Below are 22,343 nucleotides of genomic sequence, written 5' to 3'. Positions count from 1 at the left end.
GTCAGCGTATCGCCGGACGCCGACATCGCTTGTGCTCGGCGATGGATGCGTCGAACGGCATACCGCTTGACCGTAGACTTGGGCGATGAGCGAGGACCAGCGCCCCCGGCTGCGAGATCTCTTCCGTCCGCGCCCGGTCTCCACAGACCGCACCGTGACGACCGATGCCGATGAGGCGGTGCCCTTGCCGCTGCGGATCACAGCGAGCTATTCGTGGCGGCTGCTGATCATCGCGGCCGCGATCGGCGTCTTCATCTGGCTGGTGATGCTGCTGAAGCTCCTGGTCATCCCGCTGATGGTCGGCATCCTCATCACGGCGCTCCTGTGGCCGGCCTTCTCGTTCATGCTGCGACACGGACTCCCTCGCTGGCTGGCGATCGCCATCTCGCTCATCGGAACGGCCGCGATCGTGACCGGGCTGATGTGGCTGGTCGTCTGGCAGGTTCGTGCCCAGCTGCCTGACGTGCAGGCGCGCTCGACCGAGGCGTTCGACCAGTTCCAGGTCTGGCTGCATGAAGGCCCCCTGAACCTCTCCGACACCCAGATCGCCGACTACCTGCAGCAGGGCCTCGACTTCCTCAATGAGCAGACGCAGGCCCTCTGGACGGGTGCGCTGGCCATCGGAACGACGGTGGGACACGTCGCCACCGGAGCGCTGCTGTCGCTGTTCATCCTCATCTGCCTTCTCGCCGACGGCGCAGGCATCTGGCGGTGGACCGTCAAGATCTTCCCGTGCAAGGCCCGCCCGGCGGTCGACGGGGCCGCGCGAAACGGCTGGGCGACGATCGTGAACTACGCCCGCACACAGTTGTTCGTGGCCACCATCGATGCGATCGGCATCGGCCTCGGGGCCTTCCTGCTGCAGGTGCCGCTCGCGCTTCCGGTCGCCGTCCTGGTGTTCCTCGGCTCCTTCATCCCGATCGTGGGTGCGGTCGCGACCGGCGCTGTCGCCGTGTTCCTCGCCCTCGTCTACAACGGACCGTGGATCGCGCTGTGGATGCTCGTGGTCGTGCTGGCGGTGCAGCAGATCGAGGGGCACATCCTGCAGCCGATCATGATGGGCTCTGCAGTGAAGGTCCACCCGCTCGCCGTCGTCCTCGTCGTGGCGGGCGGGGCGATGATCGCCGGCATCCCCGGGGCGCTCTTCGCCGTTCCGTTGGCCGCTTTCGTCAACGTCGCGGCCGTGACCATCAGCTCCGGCTCCTGGCGCACCGGCGTCGGGCCCAGCGGAGACCTTATCTGGAGCACAGTACCGCGCGAGCGGAGACGGAGGAATCGATGAGCGAAGTCCCCAGCCTGACCGAGTTCGAGCTAGCGGCTCAGAGTCTGGCTGAGGTGATCTCGCACACGCCGACGCTGCCGTCGCGAGCCCTCTCCGACATCCACGGAGGCACCGTCCTGCTGAAGATGGAGAATCTTCAGCGCACCGGCTCGTTCAAGATCCGCGGTGCCGCGTATCGGCTGTCGCGGTTGAGCGCGGAGGAGCGCTCACGCGGCGTCGTCGCCGCGTCCGCGGGCAACCACGCCCAGGGCGTCGCACTCGCGGCTCAGGCGCTCGGCATCCCCGCGACGATCTTCATGCCTCTCGGGGTTCCGGTTCCCAAGCTCCTCGCCACCCGCGGGTACGGTGCCGAGGTCGTGCTGGAGGGCGAGACCGTGGCCACCTCGCTGCGGCTCGCGGCGGAGTTCTCCGAGCGCACCGGTGCCGTGCTGATCCACCCGTTCGACCATCGGGACATCGTGATCGGGCAGGGGACCCTCGGGCTCGAACTGCTCGATGATGCGCCGGACGTCGACACCGTGGTCCTCGGCATCGGCGGCGGGGGCCTGATCGCGGGCGTCGCCGCGGCCGTGAAGGCGCGTGCCGCCGAGCTCGGGCGCACCGTCCGCGTCATCGGCGTCCAGGCCGAGAACGCCGCCGCTGTGCCCCCGTCTCTCGCTGCGGGGGAGCCCGTCGACATCGTCACGCGACCGACCATCGCCGACGGCATCCTGGTCGCGCGCCCCGGTGCCATCCCGTTCGACATCATCAAGGACCTCGTCGACGAGGTCGTCACCGTGTCCGACGACGATCTCGCGCGGGCGATCCTGATCCTGCTGGAGCAGGCGAAGGTCGTGGTGGAGCCTGCCGGTGCGGCGGGCGTCGCGGCGATACTGGCGGGCAAGGTCTCCGGCACCGGCACAACCATGGCGGTGCTCTCGGGCGGCAATATCGATCCGCTGCTGCTGCAGCGCGTGGTCTCGCACGGGCTCGCGGCCTCCGGACGGTACCTCACCATCCGGGTCCCGTTGCCCGACCGCCCGGGCCAGCTGGCCCGGGTGTCCGAGCTCATCGCCGAGGCAGGGGCCAACGTCATCGAGGCGATGCACACCCGTCACGGTCACGGTCTTCAGATCAGCGAGGTCATCCTCGAGCTCAGCGTCGAGACGCGAGGGCCCGAGCACTCGGAGCACACGCTCGACACGTTGCGTCGCGCAGGCTTCGAGCCCATCCTCGTCGCGGACTGACCGTCGAAACCACGCAGAAGCGCCCCGCCTCCGAGAGGATGCGGGGCGCTTCTGCGTGAGGTGTCAGCCCGAGTAGGTCTCGACATTCACGATCTCGACGCTGATGGAACGCCCGTTCGGCGCTTCGTATGCCGACTTCTCGCCGACCTTGAGGCCGAGGATGGCCTGACCGAGCGGGCTCGCCTCGCTGTAGACGTCGAGGTCGCTGCCGACGGCGATCTCGCGGCTGCCGAGGAGGAAGACCTCTTCGCCGCCCGCGACGAGCGCAGTGACGACGGTGCCGGGTTCGACGATCCCGCGGCTGGCGGGAGCCTCGCCGACCTTGGCGGTCTTCAGCAGAGCCTCGAGGGTGCGGATGCGGGCCTCCTGCTTGCCCTGCTCATCCTTCGCGGCGTGATAGCCGCCGTTCTCCTTGAGGTCGCCTTCTTCGCGAGCCGCCTCGATGCGCTTGGCGATCTCATCGCGACCGACGGTCGACAGGTGCTCCAGCTCGGCGACGAGCCGGTCATATGCTTCCTGCGTGAGGAAGGGAACCTGAGCATCGGTGGACATGACGAAGCTCCTTCTTTCGGGATCCCTCCGGCGTGCTGCGGGGGATATGCCAAGACGCCCCGGCTCGTGCCGGGGCGTCGTCTGTCTGGCACGAGTCTAGGCGACCCAGCAGGTGTTCACCAAACCTGTGGTCGCCTCCGCGACGGTGGGAATGGTGACCGATCGGGTCTGCGACTGGCTGTCTCCGGCGGGGATCTCGACGATCTTCCAGCCGACCACGCCGAACTCCTCATCGAGTGCTTCTAGCGCGCACACGACCTCTCGACCCTGCACACCGGTCACCTGGAAGCTCACTTCCACCGAGTACTCGTCGACGAGCGTGAAGCCCAGATCGTCGGCGTCCACGGAGGCCATCGACTGTGCGACGGTCATCCAGCTGAAGGCCCCGACGACGAGCAGCGCGAGGCCGCCGCCGACGATCCACGGCCATCGACGTCGTCGCGTTCGGCCGTAGCGTTCGTCGAGCTGTTGTGCGGTCGTCACAGGTGGGTCTTCCCGGTCGTTAGGCTGGTGATACCAGGTTATGCGACCTGCGTACGAAAGGCCGATTCATGCGCGCTCTGACCGAGACCCCGATGCCGACACCGTCGATGACGGTGGATCCGGAGGCCGTCTCTCCCGGGTTCGTCGGCTTCGCCGTGATCGTGGTGATCGTGCTCGCCGTGATCCTGCTGATCTGGGACATGAACCGGCGCATCCGCCGCGTCCGATACCGCGATGAGGTGCGCGAGGAGCTCGACGCCGAGGAGGCCGCCCGTGCCGCCGCCGACGGCGCGTCGGGGTCGCCGGTGTCGCCGGAGGCCGAGGGCTCGAGTCGCCCGGACGCCGGCGACGAACCGCCCACTCGCTGAGCGCATCGCGGCCTCTCTCGTGGGCACTCGCCGGTGAGGTCGCGGTAGGCCCCGACTACGGCGCGCCGAGCGACGGCGACAGCGGCGCGAGGGCGATGAGCAGGCACGCGGTCCAGTGGCACAGGAACGCGAGCACGGTGCACACATGGAAGATCTCGTGGAAGCCGAAATGGCCCGGCCACGGGTTCGGCCTCTTCAGTGCGTAGACCACCGCGCCTCCCGTGTAGAGAAGCCCGCCGACGATCACGAGCACCATCATCGCGACGTTCGCAGCGAGAAGGTCGCCCATGTACATGACGGCCGCCCAGCCGAGCAGCAGGTACAGGGCGACGTAGAGCCAGCGCGGTGCGTTGATCCAGAACACGCGGAAGAGGATTCCGATCACGGTTCCGCCCCAGACGAGGCAGAGCAGCAGCAAGCCCTTCGCCGGCGGCAGCGCGAGAACCGCCAGCGGCGTGTAGGTGCCGGCGATCAGCAGCAGGATGTTCGCATGATCGATCCGCTTCAGGAGCACCTTCACCTTCGGCTTCCAGTCGAACCGGTGGTAGAGCGCGGAGTTGCCGAACAGCAGCATCGAGGTGAGCATGAACACGGCGGATGCCCATTTCGCTGCGGCGCCGTCGGCCAGGAGGATTAGGACCGTTCCGGCGACCACCGCCACCGGGAAGGTGCCCGCGTGGATCCACCCTCGCCAGGTGGGCCGGATCTCCACCGCGGCATCGACCTCGCCGGCGGCATGCAGCGGGAGCTCGGGGACGTCGGGACCGGAGTGTTCGGGAGTGCTCACGTGCTCACTCTAAGCCGCCGCGCATACCTCGACGAGCACATGATCCTCAGCATCCGCACACGGTGGCGAAAGCCTCGGCACGGTAGCGTAGGGAGGTGATATCACGCGAGAATCCGGTGAGAGGGCCGCTGTATCGGCTCTACACCAGTCGACTGCGTCGCCACCTCGATCCCGCCTCCGTCCCGCATCACGTGGCGATGATGATCGACGGCAACAGGCGATGGGCGCGCCAGCTCGGGTTCGACAGCGCAGCCGAGGGCCACCGGGCCGGCGCTGCGAAGATGCACGAGTTCCTCGGTTGGTGCGACGAGCTGGGCGTGCGGGTGGTGTCGCTTTATCTGCTCTCCAGCGACAATCTGCGAAAGCGGGACTCCGCAGAGCTCGCCGACCTCATCGAGATCATCGCCGAACTGGCGGAGGCGTTGTCGCAGGAGGGCAACTGGCGGGTCAAGCACGTCGGGCGCTCCGACATCCTCCCGCCCGAGCTCGCCAGAGTGCTCGCCGATGCCGAGGAGCGCACCAAGGACCACAGCGGCCTGCATGTGAATCTCGCCGTCGGGTACGGCGGCCGCAACGAGATCGTCGACGCCGTTCGCAGCATCATCACCAAGCACGAGGCCTCGGGCGGAACCCTGGAGGACCTCGCCGCCCACCTCACGCCCGAGATGATCGGCGAGCACCTGTACACCGGGGGACAGCCGGATCCGGATCTCGTCATCCGCACGAGTGGCGAGCAGCGACTCAGCGACTTCCTGCTCTGGCAGAGCGCACACAGCGAGTTCTACTTCGTCGAGGCGCTCGGACCCGACCTGCGACAGGTCGACTTCCTCCGCGCGATCCGCGACTACACGGATCGCGAACGTCGGTTCGGCCGCTGACCAGGGGCGGGGCGCGGGGCACCGTGCCACAATGACGCAGTGAGCACTTTCCAGGACTACGTCGACACCTTCGACAATGAGTCCGGCTACCTGAACTGGGCGGCTTTCGGCCCGTTGTCTCCGTCGGTACGCGAAGAGATCTTCGCTGATGCCGACCTCCTGGGGAGCGGACGCCCGTCCTCCCTGTCCCTGGTCGCCGAGCGCGTCGGACAGGCCCAGGAGCTCGTCGCGGAGCTGCTCGGGGGCGACGCGGACGACGTCACGCTGCAGCCCTCGTCGACGCACGGACTCATGCACGCGCTGTACGGCATCTCCGGGTCGGTGATCGCGAGCACGGCGGAGTTTCCCAGCGTCAGCTTGACGCTCGACCGGGCTGCGACGGCATCGGACCGCGCGGTCACGCCGCGGTGGATCACCCCCGACGACGGGCGGGTGACCCCGGACGCGGTCGCCGAGGCGCTCGACGACGAGGTTGTCGCGCTGGCCGTGAGTCACGTCGACTTCCGCACCGGCTACCGTGCCGACCTCGCCGCACTGCGTGAGGTCATCGGCCCCGACCGCCTGCTCATCGTCGACGCGGTGCAGTCGTTCGGCGTGATCGACGTCGACTACGCGGCCGCCGACGTCGTGGTCGGGCACGGCTACAAATGGCTGCGTGCGGGACGGGGGAGCGCGTTCGCCTGGTTCGCACCCCGTGCACGAGAGCGGATCGTCCCCGTGCTCTCCGGGATCACCGGAACCACGGCGACCGATCTGTTCGTCGATGAGTTGCCCGCGCCGGCCGCATCCGCCCGGGCGTATACGGTCAGCCAGCCGGACACCCTCGCTGCGGGACGACTCGCGATCGGCGTGCGCGATGTCCGCGACGCCGGCGTCGCACACATCGAGGAGCAACTCGCCGAGCGCGTCGACACCGTGATCGAGATCGCTGATCGCCACGGCATCGACGTGACCTCGCCACGCGAGCGCTCCCGGCGTGCCGGCATCGTCGCGCTGGCGCCGGAAGAACCCGCACGCCTCGCGGCGGCGCTGGCGAACGCGGGAATCGTCGCGACGGCACGCGGATCCTCGGTGCGCATCGCCCCGCACGCGGGCACGGACGCGGCGACCCTCGAACGACTGGATGAGACGCTGCACGCATTCGGCAACGAGACGTTCATCAGCGTGTAACGAATCCTGGCGTGTCGAATTCGGGTTAATCCACTCAGCGGTCGTACGTTCTAGGCATCGGGCAAGGCGCCCGCTCGAGTCGGCCTCAGGTTCGCGGCTCGTGACCCCCTGGTCGACTCGTTCGAATAGCCGGGATTCCCCGGGTCGGGAGTGGGTCGTGACCACACGTACAGCGCAGCAGGCCACCAGCACCGCGCAGCAGTCCACCCGTAAGACGTCGAGCCGGGCATCGTCCGCCGATCCCGATCAGGATCTGCGCACGTATGTGCTCGACACCTCCGTTCTGCTGAGCGATCCGCAGGCGTTCTTCCGGTTCGCCGAGCACTCGGTCGTCGTCCCGGTCGTCGTGATCACGGAGCTGGAGGGAAAGCGCCACGACCCCGAGATCGGCTACTTCGCACGACAGGCGCTGCGGCACCTCGACGATCTGCGCATCGAGCACGGACGCCTGGACTTCCCGGTCGAGGTCGGGGAGGGCGGCACGCTCCGTGTCGAACTCGCGAACACCGACTCCTCGGTGCTCCCGGCCGGGATCCGGCTCAGCGACAACGACACCCGCATCCTCTCGGTCGCGATGCACCTCGCACAGGACGGCCAGGACGTCACGATCGTCTCGAAGGACCTGCCGATGCGTGTGAAGGCCGCATCGCTGGGACTCCGCGCCGAGGAGTACCTCGCTGAGCAGGCGGTGGACTCCGGTTGGACCGGCATCTCGACCCTCGACCTCTCCGGGGACGACATCAGCGACCTGTACGAGAGTGAAGTCGGCATCAGCGAGCAGGCCCGAGGGCTCCCGGTCAACACGGGGCTGATCATCCACTCCGAGCGCGGTTCCGCTCTCGGGAGGGTCACGGGTGACGGCGAGTACCGCCTGGTTCGCGGCGACCGCGACATCTTCGGGATGCACGGACGCTCGGCCGAGCAGCGGATCGCGATCGACCTGCTGCTCGACCCGGAGGTCGGCATCGTCTCGCTCGGCGGTCGCGCGGGAACCGGCAAGTCGGCGCTCGCACTGTGCGCGGGGCTCGAGGCCGTACTGGAGCGCCAGCAGCAGAAGAAGATCATCGTGTTCCGGCCGCTGTTCGCGGTCGGCGGCCAGGAGCTCGGCTACCTCCCCGGCGACCAGGGCGAGAAGATGGGCCCCTGGGGTCAAGCGGTGTTCGACACGCTCGGCTCGGTCGTCTCCGGCAACGTCATCGAAGAGGTCGTCGAGCGCGGCCTGCTCGAAGTCCTTCCGCTCACGCACATCCGCGGACGCTCTCTGCACGATGCCTTCGTGATCGTCGACGAGGCGCAATCGCTCGAGCGGAACGTGCTGCTCACGGTGCTGAGCCGCATGGGGCAGAACTCGCGCGTCATCCTCACGCACGACGTCGGTCAGCGGGACAACCTCCGCGTCGGCCGGCACGACGGGATCGCCAGCGTGATCGAGACGCTGAAGGGGCACGACCTCTTCGGTCACGTCACCCTGACGCGCTCCGAGCGCTCGGCCATCGCGGCCCTCGTCACCGAGCTCCTGGAGGGCGGAGAGCTCAGCTGACGGCGGAAACACCGGATGCCGCGAGGAACGATTCCCCGCGGCATCCGGTCGTCGGTCGGCCCGTGTGGGTCAGCCCGGGTGGGTCATCGACAGCAGGTCGAGCTTCTCGTCCAGCTGCTCCAGCGTGAGGTCACCGCGCTCGACGTAGCCGAGGTCGATGACGGCGTCGCGTACGGTGATGCCCTTGGCAACCGAGTGCTTGGCGATCTTCGCCGCCGCCTCGTAGCCGATGAGCTTGTTCAGCGGCGTCACGATCGACGGGCTCATCCCGGCGAAGGCCGCGGCCCGGTCGACGTTGGCCTGGAGGCCATCGATGGTCTTGTCGGCGAGCACGCGCGAGGCGTTCGACAGCAGACGGATCGACTCGAGCACGGCAGTGCCCATCACCGGGATGGCGACGTTCAGTTCGAAGGAACCGGATGCCCCGGCCCAGGCGACCGTCGCGTCGTTGCCGATCACGCGCGCGCACACCATCAGCACGGCCTCGGGGACGACCGGGTTGACCTTGCCGGGCATGATCGAGGAGCCGGGCTGGAGGTCGGGGATGTGCAGCTCGCCGAGGCCCGTGTTGGGGCCGGAGCCCATCCACCGCAGATCGTTGTTGATCTTGGTGAGCGAGACCGCGATCGTGCGCAGTGCGCCGGACGCCTCGACGAGGCCGTCGCGGTTGGCCTGTGCCTCGAAGTGATCCTTCGCCTCGGTGATGGGCAGCTCGGTCTCGGCCGCGAGGAGCGCGATGACCTTCTGCGGGAAGCCGAGGGGCGTGTTGATTCCGGTGCCGACAGCGGTGCCGCCCAGTGGAACCTCGGCGACGCGGGGGAGGGCCGACTGCACGCGCTCGATGCCGAGGCGCACCTGACGGGCGTAGCCGCCGAACTCCTGGCCGAGGGTCACGGGCGTGGCATCCATGAGGTGCGTGCGGCCGGACTTGACCGCGTCCTTCCACAGCTCGGCCTTCGCCTCGAGGGCGACGGCGAGGTGGTCGAGCGCCGGGATGAGGGTGTCGATGAGGGCCTGCGTCACGGCGATGTGCACCGACGTCGGGAACACGTCGTTCGACGACTGCGACGCGTTCACGTGGTCGTTGGGGTGGACGGTCGAGCCGAGGATGCCGGTCGCGAGCGTCGCGAGCACCTCGTTCATGTTCATGTTCGACGAGGTGCCGGAGCCGGTCTGGTAGGTGTCGACCGGGAACTCGCCGTCGTGCGCACCCGAGGCGACCTGATCGGCGGCCTGGGCGATCGCGTCGGCGATGGCACCGTCGAGGGTGCCGAGCTCCTTGTTGGCGAGTGCTGCCGCCTTCTTGATCCGCGCGAGGGCGGCGATCTGCGTCGACTCCAGCCCCTTGCCCGAGATCGGGAAGTTCTCCACGGCGCGCTGCGTCTGCGCCCCGTAGAGCGCGTTCACGGGCACCCGCACCTCACCCATGGTGTCGTGCTCGATCCGGTAGCCCTGCGCATTTTCGCCGCTGCGCTGGTCGGTGTCGGTCATTCAGAACCCTCCTTGGTTTCGGGGTCGATCCCCTTGGTGACGTCCTCGGTGTCGATTCCGACCGTGATGACGGGCACCGCCACGCCCTCGGCCAGACGGTAGTTGGCGCCGACGATGCCGAGACGGCCCTCGGCGACGGCGTTGCTGATGATCTCGGACGACTGCAGCAGGTCGCGCACCGTGTTGCGCAGGTGCTCGATGCCGACCAGCTCGGAGTCGATGTCGGTGACCGTGCCGCCGCCGTTCTCTGCCAGGACCTTCCGGGCGGCGGGGACGATCGGGGCGATCAGCTTCCAGATGTGCGGCGGCAGGGGAGCGGCGTCGATCGCTGTGCCGTCGATCGCCGCGCGAACCGCGCCGCAGGAGTCGTGGGCGAGGACCACGATCAGAGGAACCTCGAGCACCGCCACCGCATACTCGAGGCTCGCGACGATCGACTCGCCCATCACCTGACCGGCGTTGCGGACGACGAACAGGTCACCGAGCCCGAGGTCGAAGATGATCTCCGCGGCGAGGCGCGAGTCCGAGCAGCCGAACAGCGTCGCGACGGGATGCTGCGCCGCGGCCAGGTCCTTGCGTCGGACCACATCCTGGTTCGGATGCAGTGGCTCGTCGGCGACGAAACGGCGGTTCCCCTCCTGCATCTGCTGCCAGGCTGCGGAGGGGGACAGGGGGTGCGTCATGAGGCCTCCGAGATGTCGCGGATCTGCGGGATGAGGGATTCGGCGAGCTCCGCGGTGGAGTCCGCCGAGCGTGCGCCGTAGAGCAGGATGTAGTCGTCGCCCGCCTGAGTGCCGATGGCGTAGGTGACGTTCGCGTTCGACTCGGCGCTGGCGGGCTTGTAGACGTCCCACTCGAGTCCGCCGATGCGCACCGTGTCCGTGGGAGCGATGCCGTTCAGGCGCTGCGGAGCCCAGGACGCGTCGGCGTCGAAGGCCTGCGCGACCTTGACGAACCCGCGTTCGGTGTCGGATTTCGGGGCGAGTGTCACTTCCCAGACCACCGTGGCGCCGCCCTGCATCTCTGCGTCGTTCGCGCGCCAGAAGGTGCCGAGCTCGGGGATCAGGACGGGGCGTCCCATCGAGGACTCCACGCCTTCGGCCACGGCCGCGACGTCGAGCGGCTTGCGCTCCACCGGCTCGCCCCGCGGCACCGCGAAGATGATGACGGCGACGACGGCCACCGTGACCAGCAGCGCCGCGATGAGATTGCGGAAGGTCTGACTGGATCGATAGGCCTTGCTGGAAGCCGCCTTGCGGGCGGCGGTCTCTTCGGGCGTCTCCGGGCGACCGAGCTCGGCGATGATCGGAGGCTGCTTGCTCATGCGTCTCCGCCAGGCGTCTCGTCGGATGCGGCGGCACGTGCGGCGTCCAGTCGGCGCTTCGCACCGAGCAGCCACTCCTCGCAGCGGGCGGCCAGCGCCTCGCCACGCTCCCAGAGGGCGAGCGAGTGCTCGAGCGTCGGAGAGCCCTGCTCGAGCTCGGCGACGACCTTCACCAGCTCGTCACGGGCTGCCTCGAACGACAGCGTTTCCACGGGGATGTCGTTCAGCGCGCTCACTCCTCCATCCTACGTCGTGCGTCGCGCCGGCCCGGCTCAGTCGCTCTCAGGGATCTCGCCCTCCGAGCGGGCAGCCACCGAACCGCGATCGACCGTGATCGTGAGGCTGCTGCCGGCCGGGGCATCCGCCGCATCGCGAAGGATCACGCCGCCGTCGAGGTGCGCGATCGCGTAGCCGCGAGCCAGCGTCGCCGCGGGGGAGAGCGCCCGCAGGGAGGCACGCAGCTCGCTGGTGCGACGGCCCGCGGTGTCGAGCTGTCGAGTGAGGCTGTCGCGGCCACGCGACAGCAGAAGCCACAGCTCCTGGGCGCGCGCGTCGATGATCGGGGCGGGGGAGCGGAGGACCGGGCGGGAGCGGAGCTGGTCGAGCTGGGCGATGTCGTGCGAGAGCCGTTGGGTGAGGCGTGTCGTCGCGCGCGAGCGTAACTGAGCGATGAGCGCCCGCTGCTCCCCGACATCCGGCACGACGCGCTTCGCTGCGTCGGTCGGGGTGGAGGCCCGGAGGTCGGCGACGTCGTCGAGCAGGGGATGATCGTTCTCGTGCCCGATCGCGCTGACGACGGGGGTGGACGCCGCGGCCACCGCTCGGACGAGACGCTCGTCGCTGAAGCCGAGGAGCGTCTGCGGGTCGCCGCCGCCGCGGGCGATGATGATGACGTCGACTTCGGGGTCGGCATCCAGCCTCGCGAGAGCGGCCAGGGTGTCCGGCACGCAGCGATCGCCCTGCACGGCGGCGTACTCGGTGCGGAAGCGGACCTGCGGCCAGCGCAGCTCGGCGTTGCGGTGCACGTCCTTCTCGGCGTCGGAGCGCTCGCCGGTGATCAGGCCGATCACGTGCGGGAGGAACGGCAGGCGCTTCTTCCGTGCCGGATCGAACAGCCCCTCCTGCCGCAGCTGCACCCGGAGCTTCTCGAGGCGTTCGAGCTGATCGCCCAGCCCCACGTGCTTCATCGCCGAGACGGCGAAGCTGAAGTCGCCGGCCTTGACGAAGTAGTCGGCCTTGACCGCGACGACGACGTGATCGCCGATGCCGATGTCGGAGGGGATGCGTCCGCGCACGCTCGACCACACGCGGATCGAGATCTGCGCGTCCGAGCGGGTGTCCTTAAGGCGCGCGAAGACGTTGCCGGCACGCACGTTCCACGAGGTGATCTCGCCCTCGACCCACACGGTGTTCCAGCGGGCGATGAAGTCGCGGATCGTCGCGTTGAGCCGTGTGACCGAGGTCGGGGCATCGGCTGTGGAATCGCGAGGGGCGACCGAATCGGCGGGCGGCGTCTCGCCCTGGCCCGTCGTCGCTTCGAAGACTGTCATCCGCTCCCGTTCCTGCCCCTGCGCTCTCCGGCCTCGCACAGCCGCGCGGCGGTAGAATCCAAGGGTGACTTCGACTGCCGTGCATCTCCCCGTCCCCCGTCTCCCGCGTGTGCGTGCGGCGGCCGGACGGCTTCAGGATAACCCGGTGGCCGGACACAAGCGGGTGCTGCTCGCCGCGCCGCGCGGATACTGCGCCGGCGTCGACCGTGCCGTCGTCGCCGTCGAGAAGGCGCTCGAACGCTACGGCGCCCCGGTCTATGTGCGCAAGCAGATCGTGCACAACATCCATGTCGTGACCGAGCTCGAGGAGAAGGGCGCGATCTTCGTCGAAGAGGTCGACGAGGTTCCCGAGGGCGCACACGTCGTCTTCAGCGCGCACGGCGTCTCGCCCGCGGTCGTGAACGCCGCATCCGATCGCGGACTGCATGCGATCGACGCGACCTGCCCGCTCGTCACCAAGGTGCACCGCGAGGCCGTGCGATTCGCCCGAGACGACTTCGAGATCCTGCTCATCGGTCACGAAGGCCATGAAGAGGTCGAGGGAACTGCGGGCGAGGCCCCGGAGCACGTCACGGTCGTGAACTCGCCGGAAGAGGCCGACACCGTCGTCGTCAAAGACCCGAACAAGGTGGTCTGGCTCTCGCAGACGACGCTCTCGGTCGACGAGACGATGGAGACGGTGAACCGCTTGCGTACGCGCTTCCCCGAACTGCACAATCCGCCGTCCGACGACATCTGCTACGCCACGCAGAACCGCCAGGTAGCGATCAAGAAGGTCGCGGCCGGGGCCGACCTCGTGATCGTCGTGGGCTCCTCCAACTCCTCGAACAGCGTGCGTCTGGTCGAGGTCGCACTCGAGTACGGGGCGAAGGCGGCGTACCGCGTCGACTATGCCGAGGAGATCCAGCAGGAGTGGCTCGACGGTGTCGAGACCGTCGGCGTGACCAGTGGGGCCTCCGTGCCGGAGGTGCTGGTGCGCGAGGTGCTCGAGGCGATCGGCGATGCCGGGTATCGCGATGTCGAAGAGGTCAAGACGGCGGAGGAAGACCTGATGTTCTCCCTGCCCAAGGAGCTTCGACACGATGCCTCCGGTCAGCGCGACGATCGGGCGCTCGGCGGTCGTGCCACTGGAGGAGGCGCGTAGCCTTGAGCGCCGCGGACGCGGAGCCGACCCTCATCGGGTCGGTGCAGCGTGCTCTGCGGCTGGTCGACATCGTCGCCAATTCCCCTCGTCCGCTTCCGGCGAAGATGCTGGCGGCGATCACCGGGTTGACTCCGGGCACGACCTACAACCTCGTCCGCACCCTCGTCCATGAGGGGTATCTGAGTTCCGAACCCGACGGACTGGTGCTCGGCTCGCGATTCCCCTCCTTCCAGCAGCAGATCGACTCGCGCGGGGTCTTCCTCGCCCGGGTTCGGGCCTCGCTCCGGGATGTGACGGAGGACCTGGGTGCGACCGCATACCTCTCCCGCTTCGCAGACGGAGAGATGCATCTGGTCGATATCGTCGACGCGGTCCGCAACCCCCGCGTCGAACTCTGGGTGGGGTTGCAGTCGAGCGCCCACGCGACCGCACTGGGGAAGCAGATCCTCGCGGATCTGCCGGATGACGACCGGCTGGACTACCTGTCCCGCCATCGCCTGGAGGAGCTCACGCCGCGCACGATCAGCGATCGTCGGACACTCCTGACCCAGCTGGAGCATTCACCGGGATGGGCCGTCGACCACGAGGAGTACGTGATCGGCTCGACCTGCGTCGCGGTACCCGTCATCGCCCCCGGCGTCACCGCGTCGCTGGCCATCTCGCTGCCGGCTGACAGGGCCGTCGTGGACAACGAGCTCGTCGCGACGCTGCAGCGAGCGGCGAGGCGGCTCTCGCTGCAACTCGGGGCCGACACCCTCGACAGTGGCTCGGAAGGCGCAGAGTTCACTATCTGAAGTCTGACCCCTGGTGCTCCGGCACACGTTTTCCTATGCTCGGGGGAGTAGCGGCATGCAACAGCGCTACAGATCACCACAGGCGTCCCCAGCGCCGGTGATCAAAACTGGATGAGAAGCGTCCCCAGCGCTTCACATCCGCGGCCCCGCGAAGTCCCCACTTCTCCGGGGCCGCTATCGTTTTCGCGGTCTCTCGCTGTGAGGCGCGCAGACCCGGGGCGGTTAGCATGGCGGGATGACCGATCAGCGCCCGCAGTACGGCGAACTCGCCACCCCCGAGGAGCAACGGCGAGCCGCCGGCCTGCCGCCCCTCGACGAGGTCGTCGTCGCGTCGCCGATGCCGGCAACCCCGGGGCCGGCGGCGCCCGGTCCGAGCGCGAGCGCTCCCGCCGCCCGTCCGCACCCGGTCGACCGCTTCGTGACCATCGGGTTGCTGGCCTACGGCCTGGTGAACATCATCATCACCGGTCTCTCGTATCTCGACCTGCCGACCGTGATGAACGAGACGATGAAGATCCTGGGCATCGAGGGGGAGTTCACCAACTTCGCCCAGGGGCGCACCTGGGGAGTGATCGCCGCCATCGCCCTCGCCGTCGGATGGTCGATCACCGCCGCGCTGTCGATCCGGCGGCTGCGGCGTCGACGGATCACCTGGTGGGTGCCGATCGTGGGTGCGCTGGCGACCATGATCGTCGTGACCATCTGCATCTCGGTGCCGATGATGAACGACCCGGCATTCGTGGCCTATATGTCGACCGTCGGGCAGTAGCAGCCGAATCGCACGGCTACTGTCGAAGGATGTCCCAGAACAGCTTCGGCGTCCATCTCTCCTACGCTTCGGTCGATCGCGCTGACGGGACCGACCCGCGGCCCTCCGCCCGCGAAATCCTCTCTCTGCTGCGCGTTCCCGCCGGCGTGCGCGATGCGACAGCCGAGTGGGATGGCCGTGAGGAGGCCATGCTCGCGATCCCGGTGACCGACGATGGCCACGTGCTGACGCTCAGCGAAGAGGACACGATCGAATCGACCCTGTCGGCGAGCGAGCTGAAAGCAGCCTTCGAGGATAAGGGCCTCACGCTCTGGCTCGACGTGGACGTGGATGCGGACGTGGAGGGCGACGACGCGTTCGGCTTCGATTCGGTGGAGGAATTGGTCGACGAGCTCATCGACGATTCCGTCGGGGTGGGCGCCGACGATTCGGAGGATGACGTGAGCGATTCCGCCGTGTTCGCGGCTCCGGCGGTGCAGGTCTCGGCGTTCTCGCACCGCGGACCCGCCGTAGCCCGCATCCTGGCCGCCGTCCACGCGACCGCGGTCGACCACCGCGAGTCCGGTGACTGGTCGCTCCAGCGGTTCGAGGCCTCGGAGCCGAGCGGTGCCTGGGTGAGCGCGAAGGCCGAGTTGCCCGTGATCGAGCTGAACCGCGCCGACGCCGCCGTGTGGTTCGAGGTGGCCGTGGGCAGCGGAGGCCCGATCCCCTTCTGGACCGAGGCGGAACGCGACACCCGGCCGGTCCTCGATATCGACGCCATCCGCGTTCCGGAGACGGCGGAGATCTACCGGCGGCTCCTCACCGAGGGCGACGGTAGCCGCGATGAGCTCCTCGAGATCGCCGCAGCCGTGGACCTCGACGTGGATGCGGCACACCGCGCGCTGATCCCCGAGGCGCTGGGGGGTGTGGTCGGCGCGGAGCATCGCCAGCGCGTCTTCCTCGCTGCCTTCGGAATCTCGTCCGACCTGATCGACGCCGCATTCGGAAGCGCGACCGCGGGGACGGATCGACGGTTCCTCCCCGTGGGATGGTGGCCCACGCTCAGGGAGACGGCGATCGCCGGACTCGGGGAACTCACGCCGCTCACCCGCCGGGAACGGCCGCTCGCGCGGCTCGGCGATGCTCTCCGCCGCCGCCCCGCCGCGGGTCTCCTGCTCTCGCTCGGGGAACTCGGTGCCGGCCTGTGGGCCGCATCTCGATCGCGGGGAGCGGGCAGGGCACTCGGAGTGCTTCTCGTCGTCGATGCCGTGGTCGACGGCGCGATCTGGGTCGCCCGCATTCGCCGCAGTCGCGGCGAGTGACCGCGCCGCGCCCGGGCGCCGCGGCCGAAAATGAGGGATGCCCCAGCCGATCGGCTGGGGCATCCCTCGTCTGAATCGTGACGGATCAGCTCTTCGACTGGCCGTAGGAGCCGAGCTGACGGGTCGACTCGACCACGCGGGCGGCCATCGCCGACTCGGCGATCTTGCCCCAGGCGCGCGGGTCGTACTGCTTCTTGTTGCCGACCTCGCCGTCGACCTTCAGCACGCCGTCGTAGTTCTTGAACATGTAGTCGGCGATCGCACGCGTGTAGGCGTACTGCGTGTCGGTGTCGATGTTCATCTTGATGACACCGTTCGCGACCGCGAGGGCGATCTCCTCGTCGGTCGAGCCGGAGCCGCCGTGGAAGACCAGGTCGAGCGGCTTGGCGCCCGTGTTGTACTTCGCGGCGACCTCGGCCTGGATCTCGCCGAGGAGCTCCGGGCGCAGCTTGACGCCTCCGGGCTTGTAGACGCCGTGCACGTTGCCGAACGTGAGGGCGGCGATGTAGCGACCCTGCTCTCCGAGACCCAGCGCCTGCACGGCCTGGTCGACGTCGGCGAAGGTCGTGTAGAGAGCCTCGTTCGAGCCTTCGTGCTGCACGCCGTCCTCTTCGCCGCCGACGACGCCGATCTCGACCTCGAGGATGGCGTTGATGTTCTTCATGCGGGGGAGCAGGTCCTTCGCGATCTCGATGTTCTCCGCGAGGGGAACGGCCGAGCCGTCCCACATGTGGGACTGGAAGATCGGGTTGCGACCGGCCTTGACCTCTTCCTCGGAAGCGGCGATCAGCGGCTCGACGAAGCCGGCGAGGGCGTCCTTCGGGCAGTGATCCGTGTGCAGCGCGACGGTGATGGGGTAGTTCTTGGCGACTTCGGTGGCGAAGCGTGCGAAGGCGAGTGCGCCCGTGGCGCGTGCCTTCACCGTGTGGCCGGCGAAGTAGTCGGCTCCACCCGTGGTGACCTGGATGATGCCGTCGGAGCCGGCCTCGGTCAGTCCCTGGAGGACGGAGTTGATCGTCTGCGAGCTCGAGACGTTGAATGCGGGGTACGCGAAGCCGCCGGCCTTCGCGCGGTCGAGCATTTCGGCGTACTGATCCGGGGTGGCGACGGGCATGAGAACTCCTGCGATAGGTGAAGCCGGGACAGGTGCCACTCTATCGGGGCGGTCGGAGTGGTACCGCAGGTGGGGGTTCCGCCTGCATCGCGTCTTGTGCACAGGCGTTAAGAATCGCGATTCCTTCGTCGGATGAAGGGCGAAAATCGGGCTGTTCGCTCGCGTCGATAGCTAGGCTGACCGCATGGTGAGTCTGACAGCGGATCTGAGCCCTCTTCGTCCCGACCGTAACCTCGCGATGGAGCTGGTGCGAGCGACGGAGGCTGCGGCCATCCGTGCGGTCCCCTTCATCGGGCGCGGCGCGAAGGAGGCGGCGGACGGGGCCGCCGTCGACGCGATGCGCGCATTCCTCGGGACGGTCGATTTCCAGGGCCGCGTCGTGATCGGTGAGGGCGAGAAGGACAACGCGCCGATGCTGTTCAACGGCGAGGTCGTCGGCACCGGGCGCGGACCGCTGTGCGACATCGCGGTCGACCCCATCGACGGAACGTCCCTCACCGCAGCGGGTCGGCAGAACGCGCTGTCCGTGATCGCCGTGTCCGACCGTGGCACGATGCTGGACGCCTCCACCGTCTTCTACATGGACAAGCTCGTCACGGGGCCGGCGGGCGTCGGCGTCGTCGACATCCGGCTCCCCATCGCCGAGAACATCCGCAAGCTCGCTGGAGCGCTCGACAAGCCTGTCGACGAGATCGTCGTGTCAGTCCTGAATCGGCCGCGCCACGAGCAGCTCATCCAGGAGATCCGCGACGCCGGCGCCGGCACCCGGCTGATGAGCGACGGCGACGTCGCGGGCGGGATCAACGCCGCTCGGCACGACGCCCGCACCGACATGTGCGTCGGCGTCGGCGGCAGCCCCGAGGGCATCGTCACGGCATGCGCCATCAAGGCGCTCGGCGGGCACATCCAGGGGCGTCTGTGGCCGCGTGACGACGATGAGCGCCAGCGCGGCATCGACGCCGGACTCGAGATGGACAGGGTCTACGAGGCCGATGACCTCGTGCAGGGCAACAACACGATCTTCGTGGCGACCGGCGTGACCGACGGTCAGCTCGTCGCGGGCGTCCGCCGCGAGCGGGGCTACGTGTACACGGAGAGCGTCGTGCTCCGTGGTGCCTCCGGGACCCTCCGTCGCATCGCCTCGGAGCACCTCGTCTCGAAGTGGCTCTGATCTCGGGGCCTTTCTGACGGCTTGTTCCTGCGTCTCTGACCGTTTGTTCCTGCGTCGACGATGACGGCATCGTTATCGAGCCGGTATGGGCTCGGGGCGGGGTGCGCCACGCTTTCCGGAGCGCCGTGTCACAATTGTCACTGGGTTTGTCGCCGTGGACGGAGCCGTCAGGCATCGCAGGCACAGGAGGGCGAACGGATGACAACGCAGCACACGAGTGGCTCGAAGGCCGCCGCGACGAAGATCATCACGACGAACACCGGACGGATTCTCCGAGTGAGCGCCGACGCCGAGTCGGGCGTCGCAGCCACCCCGTCCGTGCCCACTCCACCAGCGGCCATCGCCGATCCTGCTCGCCGCGCTGACGTGCTGTTCCGCGTCCGCCGCGACGAGGGCCATGAGATCAGCGCCTGGTGGATGATCGGAGCGTTCCTCGCCACCAGCGGCCTGGTCATCCTGCTGCTCAGCGGCGTACCCGGCATCGCCTGAGGCGCTGCACGACGCTTCGGCTCAACGCCACGCGGCTCGGCACGATGGTCGGCCGCCCGGCAGTGCGCGACGGTGGTGGCGCGACCGTGGCGGTGCCTAGATCTCGTCGAGGCGCGTCCGCACCTCGCCCACATCCGCACGCACCGATGCGGAGTCGGTGCCGTCTGTGGCATCGTCGGCCTCGAACGGCGGCTCACTCGCATCGCCGTCGAGGGTGATCAGCTCAGGAGCGGTGAAACGACGCCCCGTGGTCGCGGTCGCCGACGGAACGGACGCGAGAGCCGCGGCATCGACGCCGGGGAACTGCCGGGCCGTGACGAGTACGCGCGTTTCGAGCGATCCGGCGAAGCGGTTGTAGCTGTCGACCGTGCGCTCCAAGGCGCGGCGCAGATCGTCGGCATACCCGGCGAGAGTACCGAGCCGGTCATAGAGCTGGGTGCCGAGGGCCAGCAGTGTGCGTGCCTCGGTCGACACCTCCTGCTGGGTCCATGTGAACGCCACGGTCTTCAGGACGGCCCAGAGGTTCACAGGAGACGCGAGCGCCACTCGACGGCTGAACGCGTAGTCGAGCAACGTGGGGTCTTCGTCGATCGCCGCGGCGAGGAGCGACTCGCTCGGCAGGAAGCAGATCACGAACTCCGGACTCGCGTCGAGTCCCGCCCAGTACGCCTTCTTCGCCAGGGCGTCGATGTGCGCGCGGACGGCTTTGACGTGCTTCTGCATGAGAGCGCGCCGCTGCGGTTCCTGGGCGTCTCCCGTCGACAGCGCCGAAGCCTCGAGATACGCGTCGAGGGGCACCTTGGCGTCGACCGCGATGGAGCTGCCGCCGGCGAGGCGGATGACCATGTCGGGCCGGCCCTGGCCGCGGTCGGACGAGATCGTCGCCTGCAGGTCGAAGTCGATATGACGCGTGAGCCCCGCCGCTTCCACCACGCGTCGCAGCTGCGTCTCGCCCCACACCCCGCGCGTGGCCGTCGAGCGCAGGGCGCCGGCCAGCGACTCCGTGGTCGCGCGGAGCGCTTCGTCGGATTCCTGAGCGCGTCGCAGCTGCTCCTCCAGCGTGCCGAACTGGGCGTGGCGCTCGCGTTCGATCGCCGTCACCTTCGTCTGCATCTGCTGCAGGCTCTCTCGCACGGGTGCGAGCGCCGTCAGCACCGCGTTCTGCTGCTGCACGCGCTGTGCCTCGGCGCGCTGCTCGTTCCGCGAGTGCTCGACGGCATCGCGGTAGAGGTCGTACTGGCGGTCGCGGTCGTCGCGCGCGGCGGCCAGCTCGGCCTGAGCGCGCGCGAGGTCAGCAGCACCGCGCCCTGCGCGCAGGAACCAGCCGACGGCGACGCCCGCCGCGAGGGCGAGGAAGAGGAGAACCACAGCCAGAGCATCCATGTGTTCATGATGCGGCCGGCATCGGACATTCCGAGGTCGCCGCGCACGGGCGCGCTGTGTCGGCTCAGGCGACCGCACGCTCCAGAGCAGGCGCGACGGGTGCGACCGGGGCGGTGACGCGCAGGCTCAGCGCATCGGCGAGGGCGAACACGTCGGCGGCACCCGCCCTGGCGGCCGCATCGATCACGATCTGCGCGCAGGCGCGGGCGTCGGCGAGGGCGTCGTGGTGCGCGAACTCCTCGAATCCGGCGGCGGCCGCAGCGACGGGCAGGCGATAGGAGTCGAGAACGTAGGTCTTCCGTGCGACCTGCAGGCTGCAGAGGGAGCGGTACGGCGGGCAGAGCTGGCCCGTCGCCTCCGAGGCGCGGCGCAGCACGTTGAGATCGAATCCGGCGTTGTGGGCGACGAGCACGTCGGCTCCGGCGAAGGCGCACAGGCGGTCGAACTGGTCGACCCACGTGGCCGCGGACAGCACGTCCTCCGGCTGGATCCCGTGGATGCGCACGTTCCACTCCTGGAACTGGTCGTGGCCGGGCGGCGGCTGGATCAACCATCCGGTGGTCGCGACGACCTCGCCGCCGCGCACACGGACCAGTCCGACGGAACAGGCGGAGGCGGGGCTGGAGTTCGCGGTCTCGAAGTCGATCGCAGTGAAGTCCAGTGGCACGTCTCCACTCTCACCCCGAGGTCGGCGACCATGCGGGAGACTCGCCGTAGGCTGGCCGCATGGCTGAGGACATGGCGACGTCGTTCGGTGCGCAGGCCGCGGACTACGAGGTCGGACGACCCGAATACCCCTTCGACGCGGTGGCGTGGATGCTGGAGAAGATGCCGCACGGCACCCGCCGTATCGCCGATGTCGGCGCCGGAACGGGCAAGCTCACGCGGGTGTTGGCGGAAGCGCCGGATGCCGAGGTCGTCGCGATCGATCCTGATCCCGAGATGCTCGTGACTCTCCGTGGGGCGGTGCCGGGCGTGCCGACCTTCGTCGGGTCGGCGGAGCGGCTGCCCCTCCCAGATGTGAGCGTCGACGCGGTCGTCCTGGGGCAGGCATGGCACTGGGTGGATCCCGCTGCCGGATCCGCCGAGATCGGTCGGGTCGTGCGCAGCGGGGGAGTGCTCGGTCTCATCTGGAACATCCGCGACGATCGCGTCGACTGGGTGCGTCGGTTGACCGAGATCATGCACGGCAGCCACGCCGAGAACATGCTCGCCGAGGGAGATCCGGTGGTCGCTGCGCCGTTCGGCCCGCTCGAGCAGGAGCGCTGGGAATGGGTCCGCCCCATCACACGAGACCTGCTGCACCGCATGGCCGCGTCCCGCAGCTACATCATCACCGCGTCCGACGATGAGAAGGCTCGGATCCGGCGCGACCTCGACGAGTTGTTCGACGAGCTCGATCTGCACGGTGAGACCACCATCGACCTTCCGTACGTGACACGGGCCTACCGCGCCGTCCGCGGCTGATCCCCGAATCAGGCGATCAGCCTGTATCAGGCAGAACTCCGCTGCATCCGCCTGATC

The 22,343-nt window shown here is 68.7% G+C and carries 24 protein-coding genes; 13 read left to right on the top strand and 11 right to left on the bottom strand.

Translation table 11 applies throughout. The annotated features are described in order from the left end of the window. Positions 1-85: 85 nt before the first annotated feature. Entirely contained in the window at positions 86-1,282 is a 1,197-nt protein-coding gene (locus tag AC6CHX_RS05660; RefSeq protein ID WP_498271951.1) for an AI-2E family transporter, read from the top strand. Then, positions 1,279-2,508 carry a threonine ammonia-lyase gene (ilvA, locus tag AC6CHX_RS05655; RefSeq protein ID WP_136043514.1) on the top strand — a complete coding sequence of 410 codons (1,230 nt, stop codon included), beginning with the start codon at positions 1,279-1,281 and terminating at the stop codon, positions 2,506-2,508. The genes AC6CHX_RS05660 and ilvA overlap by 4 nt, the downstream gene beginning before the upstream one ends. Before the next feature lie 63 nt (positions 2,509-2,571). Here ilvA and greA read toward each other — a convergent pair whose 3' ends face one another. Both greA and AC6CHX_RS05645 read right to left on the bottom strand, forming a co-directional pair. Next, complete coding sequence (gene greA / locus AC6CHX_RS05650) at positions 2,572-3,060, bottom strand: transcription elongation factor GreA (RefSeq protein ID WP_136043515.1); 489 nt, start codon at positions 3,058-3,060, stop codon at positions 2,572-2,574. A gap of 96 nt (positions 3,061-3,156) precedes the next feature. After that, on the bottom strand, positions 3,157-3,543 hold the full coding sequence (locus AC6CHX_RS05645) for a DUF4307 domain-containing protein (RefSeq protein WP_498271950.1): 387 nt from the start codon (positions 3,541-3,543) through the stop codon (positions 3,157-3,159). 68 nt (positions 3,544-3,611) lie between these two features. Here AC6CHX_RS05645 and AC6CHX_RS05640 point away from each other — a divergent pair, with 68 nt between their 5' ends. Next, positions 3,612-3,911 (top strand): hypothetical protein, encoded by a 300-nt coding sequence (locus AC6CHX_RS05640; protein WP_498271949.1) that lies wholly within the window; start codon positions 3,612-3,614, stop codon positions 3,909-3,911. Between the two features lie 55 nt (positions 3,912-3,966). Here AC6CHX_RS05640 and trhA read toward each other — a convergent pair whose 3' ends face one another. Further along, a complete protein-coding gene (gene trhA, locus AC6CHX_RS05635; protein ID WP_498271948.1) occupies positions 3,967-4,698 on the bottom strand; it encodes a PAQR family membrane homeostasis protein TrhA in 732 nt (243 codons plus the stop codon). 98 nt (positions 4,699-4,796) lie between these two features. On the opposite strand from trhA, the gene AC6CHX_RS05630 reads away from it, so the two are divergent. The 3 genes from AC6CHX_RS05630 (at position 4,797) to phoH2 (ending at position 8,286) form a co-directional block, all read left to right on the top strand. Continuing rightward, positions 4,797-5,576, top strand: coding sequence for an isoprenyl transferase (locus tag AC6CHX_RS05630; RefSeq protein WP_136043652.1), 780 nt, complete (start codon positions 4,797-4,799; stop codon positions 5,574-5,576). A gap of 39 nt (positions 5,577-5,615) precedes the next feature. After that, the gene (locus tag AC6CHX_RS05625) at positions 5,616-6,746 is read left to right on the top strand and encodes an aminotransferase class V-fold PLP-dependent enzyme (protein WP_498271947.1); all 1,131 of its coding nucleotides are present in this window, start codon (positions 5,616-5,618) and stop codon (positions 6,744-6,746) included. A 157-nt stretch (positions 6,747-6,903) separates the two neighbouring features. Then, positions 6,904-8,286, top strand: coding sequence for an RNA 5'-3' helicase PhoH2 (gene phoH2, locus AC6CHX_RS05620; protein ID WP_376104381.1), 1,383 nt, complete (start codon positions 6,904-6,906; stop codon positions 8,284-8,286). A 69-nt stretch (positions 8,287-8,355) separates the two neighbouring features. Here phoH2 and AC6CHX_RS05615 read toward each other — a convergent pair whose 3' ends face one another. From AC6CHX_RS05615 to xseA, 5 genes are read right to left on the bottom strand one after another with little or no spacing between them, the layout of a single operon-like run. Next, on the bottom strand, positions 8,356-9,777 hold the full coding sequence (locus AC6CHX_RS05615; RefSeq protein WP_136043521.1) for a class II fumarate hydratase: 1,422 nt from the start codon (positions 9,775-9,777) through the stop codon (positions 8,356-8,358). After that, on the bottom strand, positions 9,774-10,460 hold the full coding sequence (locus AC6CHX_RS05610) for a carbonic anhydrase (RefSeq protein WP_498271946.1): 687 nt from the start codon (positions 10,458-10,460) through the stop codon (positions 9,774-9,776). Before AC6CHX_RS05610 ends, AC6CHX_RS05615 begins: the two co-directional genes overlap by 4 nt. After that, the gene (locus AC6CHX_RS05605; protein WP_498271945.1) at positions 10,457-11,101 is read right to left on the bottom strand and encodes a DUF4245 family protein; all 645 of its coding nucleotides are present in this window, start codon (positions 11,099-11,101) and stop codon (positions 10,457-10,459) included. The genes AC6CHX_RS05610 and AC6CHX_RS05605 overlap by 4 nt, the downstream gene beginning before the upstream one ends. Further along, complete coding sequence (locus AC6CHX_RS05600; RefSeq protein WP_205820411.1) at positions 11,098-11,337, bottom strand: exodeoxyribonuclease VII small subunit; 240 nt, start codon at positions 11,335-11,337, stop codon at positions 11,098-11,100. The genes AC6CHX_RS05605 and AC6CHX_RS05600 overlap by 4 nt, the downstream gene beginning before the upstream one ends. 36 nt (positions 11,338-11,373) lie before the next feature. Continuing rightward, on the bottom strand, positions 11,374-12,651 hold the full coding sequence (xseA, locus tag AC6CHX_RS05595) for an exodeoxyribonuclease VII large subunit (RefSeq protein WP_136043524.1): 1,278 nt from the start codon (positions 12,649-12,651) through the stop codon (positions 11,374-11,376). A gap of 64 nt (positions 12,652-12,715) precedes the next feature. Here xseA and AC6CHX_RS05590 point away from each other — a divergent pair, with 64 nt between their 5' ends. From AC6CHX_RS05590 to AC6CHX_RS05575, 4 genes are all read left to right on the top strand, one after another. Next, positions 12,716-13,795 (top strand): 4-hydroxy-3-methylbut-2-enyl diphosphate reductase, encoded by a 1,080-nt coding sequence (locus AC6CHX_RS05590; protein WP_205820412.1) that lies wholly within the window; start codon positions 12,716-12,718, stop codon positions 13,793-13,795. Positions 13,796-13,797: 2 nt separating this feature from the next. Then, positions 13,798-14,589, top strand: a complete 792-nt coding sequence (locus AC6CHX_RS05585) for an IclR family transcriptional regulator (protein ID WP_498271944.1) — start codon at positions 13,798-13,800, stop codon at positions 14,587-14,589. Positions 14,590-14,824: 235 nt separating this feature from the next. Beyond that, complete coding sequence (locus AC6CHX_RS05580; protein ID WP_498271943.1) at positions 14,825-15,358, top strand: DUF6264 family protein; 534 nt, start codon at positions 14,825-14,827, stop codon at positions 15,356-15,358. A gap of 29 nt (positions 15,359-15,387) precedes the next feature. Then, on the top strand, positions 15,388-16,662 hold the full coding sequence (locus AC6CHX_RS05575; RefSeq protein WP_498271942.1) for a hypothetical protein: 1,275 nt from the start codon (positions 15,388-15,390) through the stop codon (positions 16,660-16,662). An 85-nt stretch (positions 16,663-16,747) separates the two neighbouring features. Here AC6CHX_RS05575 and fbaA read toward each other — a convergent pair whose 3' ends face one another. Beyond that, the gene (fbaA, locus tag AC6CHX_RS05570; protein WP_136043528.1) at positions 16,748-17,776 is read right to left on the bottom strand and encodes a class II fructose-bisphosphate aldolase; all 1,029 of its coding nucleotides are present in this window, start codon (positions 17,774-17,776) and stop codon (positions 16,748-16,750) included. Between the two features lie 184 nt (positions 17,777-17,960). Here fbaA and glpX point away from each other — a divergent pair, with 184 nt between their 5' ends. Further along, entirely contained in the window at positions 17,961-18,947 is a 987-nt protein-coding gene (glpX, locus tag AC6CHX_RS05565) for a class II fructose-bisphosphatase (RefSeq protein ID WP_498271941.1), read from the top strand. A 198-nt stretch (positions 18,948-19,145) separates the two neighbouring features. Continuing rightward, on the top strand, positions 19,146-19,436 hold the full coding sequence (locus AC6CHX_RS05560) for a hypothetical protein (RefSeq protein WP_498271940.1): 291 nt from the start codon (positions 19,146-19,148) through the stop codon (positions 19,434-19,436). A gap of 96 nt (positions 19,437-19,532) precedes the next feature. Here AC6CHX_RS05560 and AC6CHX_RS05555 read toward each other — a convergent pair whose 3' ends face one another. Beyond that, a complete protein-coding gene (locus tag AC6CHX_RS05555) occupies positions 19,533-20,819 on the bottom strand; it encodes a DNA recombination protein RmuC (RefSeq protein ID WP_498271939.1) in 1,287 nt (428 codons plus the stop codon). 64 nt (positions 20,820-20,883) lie between these two features. Continuing rightward, positions 20,884-21,486: an exonuclease domain-containing protein gene (locus tag AC6CHX_RS05550; protein ID WP_498271938.1), complete on the bottom strand. Its 603-nt coding sequence runs from the start codon at positions 21,484-21,486 to the stop codon at positions 20,884-20,886. A gap of 59 nt (positions 21,487-21,545) precedes the next feature. Between AC6CHX_RS05550 and AC6CHX_RS05545 the strand changes: the two genes are divergently transcribed. Further along, entirely contained in the window at positions 21,546-22,286 is a 741-nt protein-coding gene (locus AC6CHX_RS05545; protein ID WP_498271937.1) for a class I SAM-dependent methyltransferase, read from the top strand. The last annotated feature ends 57 nt before the right edge of the window (positions 22,287-22,343 follow it).

Source organism: Microbacterium sp. GQ128, assembly GCF_059758615.1.
This window is presented reverse-complemented; position numbering and strand designations above follow the sequence as displayed.

Bases quoted from the DNA above. Each gene is read 5' to 3' on its own strand.
- AC6CHX_RS05660 (WP_498271951.1), top strand. From the start codon at position 86: ATGAGCGAGGACCAGCGCCCCCGGCTGCGAGATCTCTTCCGTCCGCGC.
- ilvA (WP_136043514.1), top strand. From the start codon at position 1,279: ATGAGCGAAGTCCCCAGCCTGACCGAGTTCGAGCTAGCGGCTCAGAGT.
- greA (WP_136043515.1), bottom strand. From the start codon at position 3,060: ATGTCCACCGATGCTCAGGTTCCCTTCCTCACGCAGGAAGCATATGAC.
- AC6CHX_RS05640 (WP_498271949.1), top strand. From the start codon at position 3,612: ATGCGCGCTCTGACCGAGACCCCGATGCCGACACCGTCGATGACGGTG.
- AC6CHX_RS05615 (WP_136043521.1), bottom strand. From the start codon at position 9,777: ATGACCGACACCGACCAGCGCAGCGGCGAAAATGCGCAGGGCTACCGG.
- AC6CHX_RS05610 (WP_498271946.1), bottom strand. From the start codon at position 10,460: ATGACGCACCCCCTGTCCCCCTCCGCAGCCTGGCAGCAGATGCAGGAG.
- AC6CHX_RS05605 (WP_498271945.1), bottom strand. From the start codon at position 11,101: ATGAGCAAGCAGCCTCCGATCATCGCCGAGCTCGGTCGCCCGGAGACG.
- xseA (WP_136043524.1), bottom strand. From the start codon at position 12,651: ATGACAGTCTTCGAAGCGACGACGGGCCAGGGCGAGACGCCGCCCGCC.
- AC6CHX_RS05580 (WP_498271943.1), top strand. From the start codon at position 14,825: ATGACCGATCAGCGCCCGCAGTACGGCGAACTCGCCACCCCCGAGGAG.
- AC6CHX_RS05575 (WP_498271942.1), top strand. From the start codon at position 15,388: ATGTCCCAGAACAGCTTCGGCGTCCATCTCTCCTACGCTTCGGTCGAT.
- fbaA (WP_136043528.1), bottom strand. From the start codon at position 17,776: ATGCCCGTCGCCACCCCGGATCAGTACGCCGAAATGCTCGACCGCGCG.
- glpX (WP_498271941.1), top strand. From the start codon at position 17,961: ATGGTGAGTCTGACAGCGGATCTGAGCCCTCTTCGTCCCGACCGTAAC.
- AC6CHX_RS05560 (WP_498271940.1), top strand. From the start codon at position 19,146: ATGACAACGCAGCACACGAGTGGCTCGAAGGCCGCCGCGACGAAGATC.
- AC6CHX_RS05555 (WP_498271939.1), bottom strand. From the start codon at position 20,819: ATGGATGCTCTGGCTGTGGTTCTCCTCTTCCTCGCCCTCGCGGCGGGC.
- AC6CHX_RS05545 (WP_498271937.1), top strand. From the start codon at position 21,546: ATGGCTGAGGACATGGCGACGTCGTTCGGTGCGCAGGCCGCGGACTAC.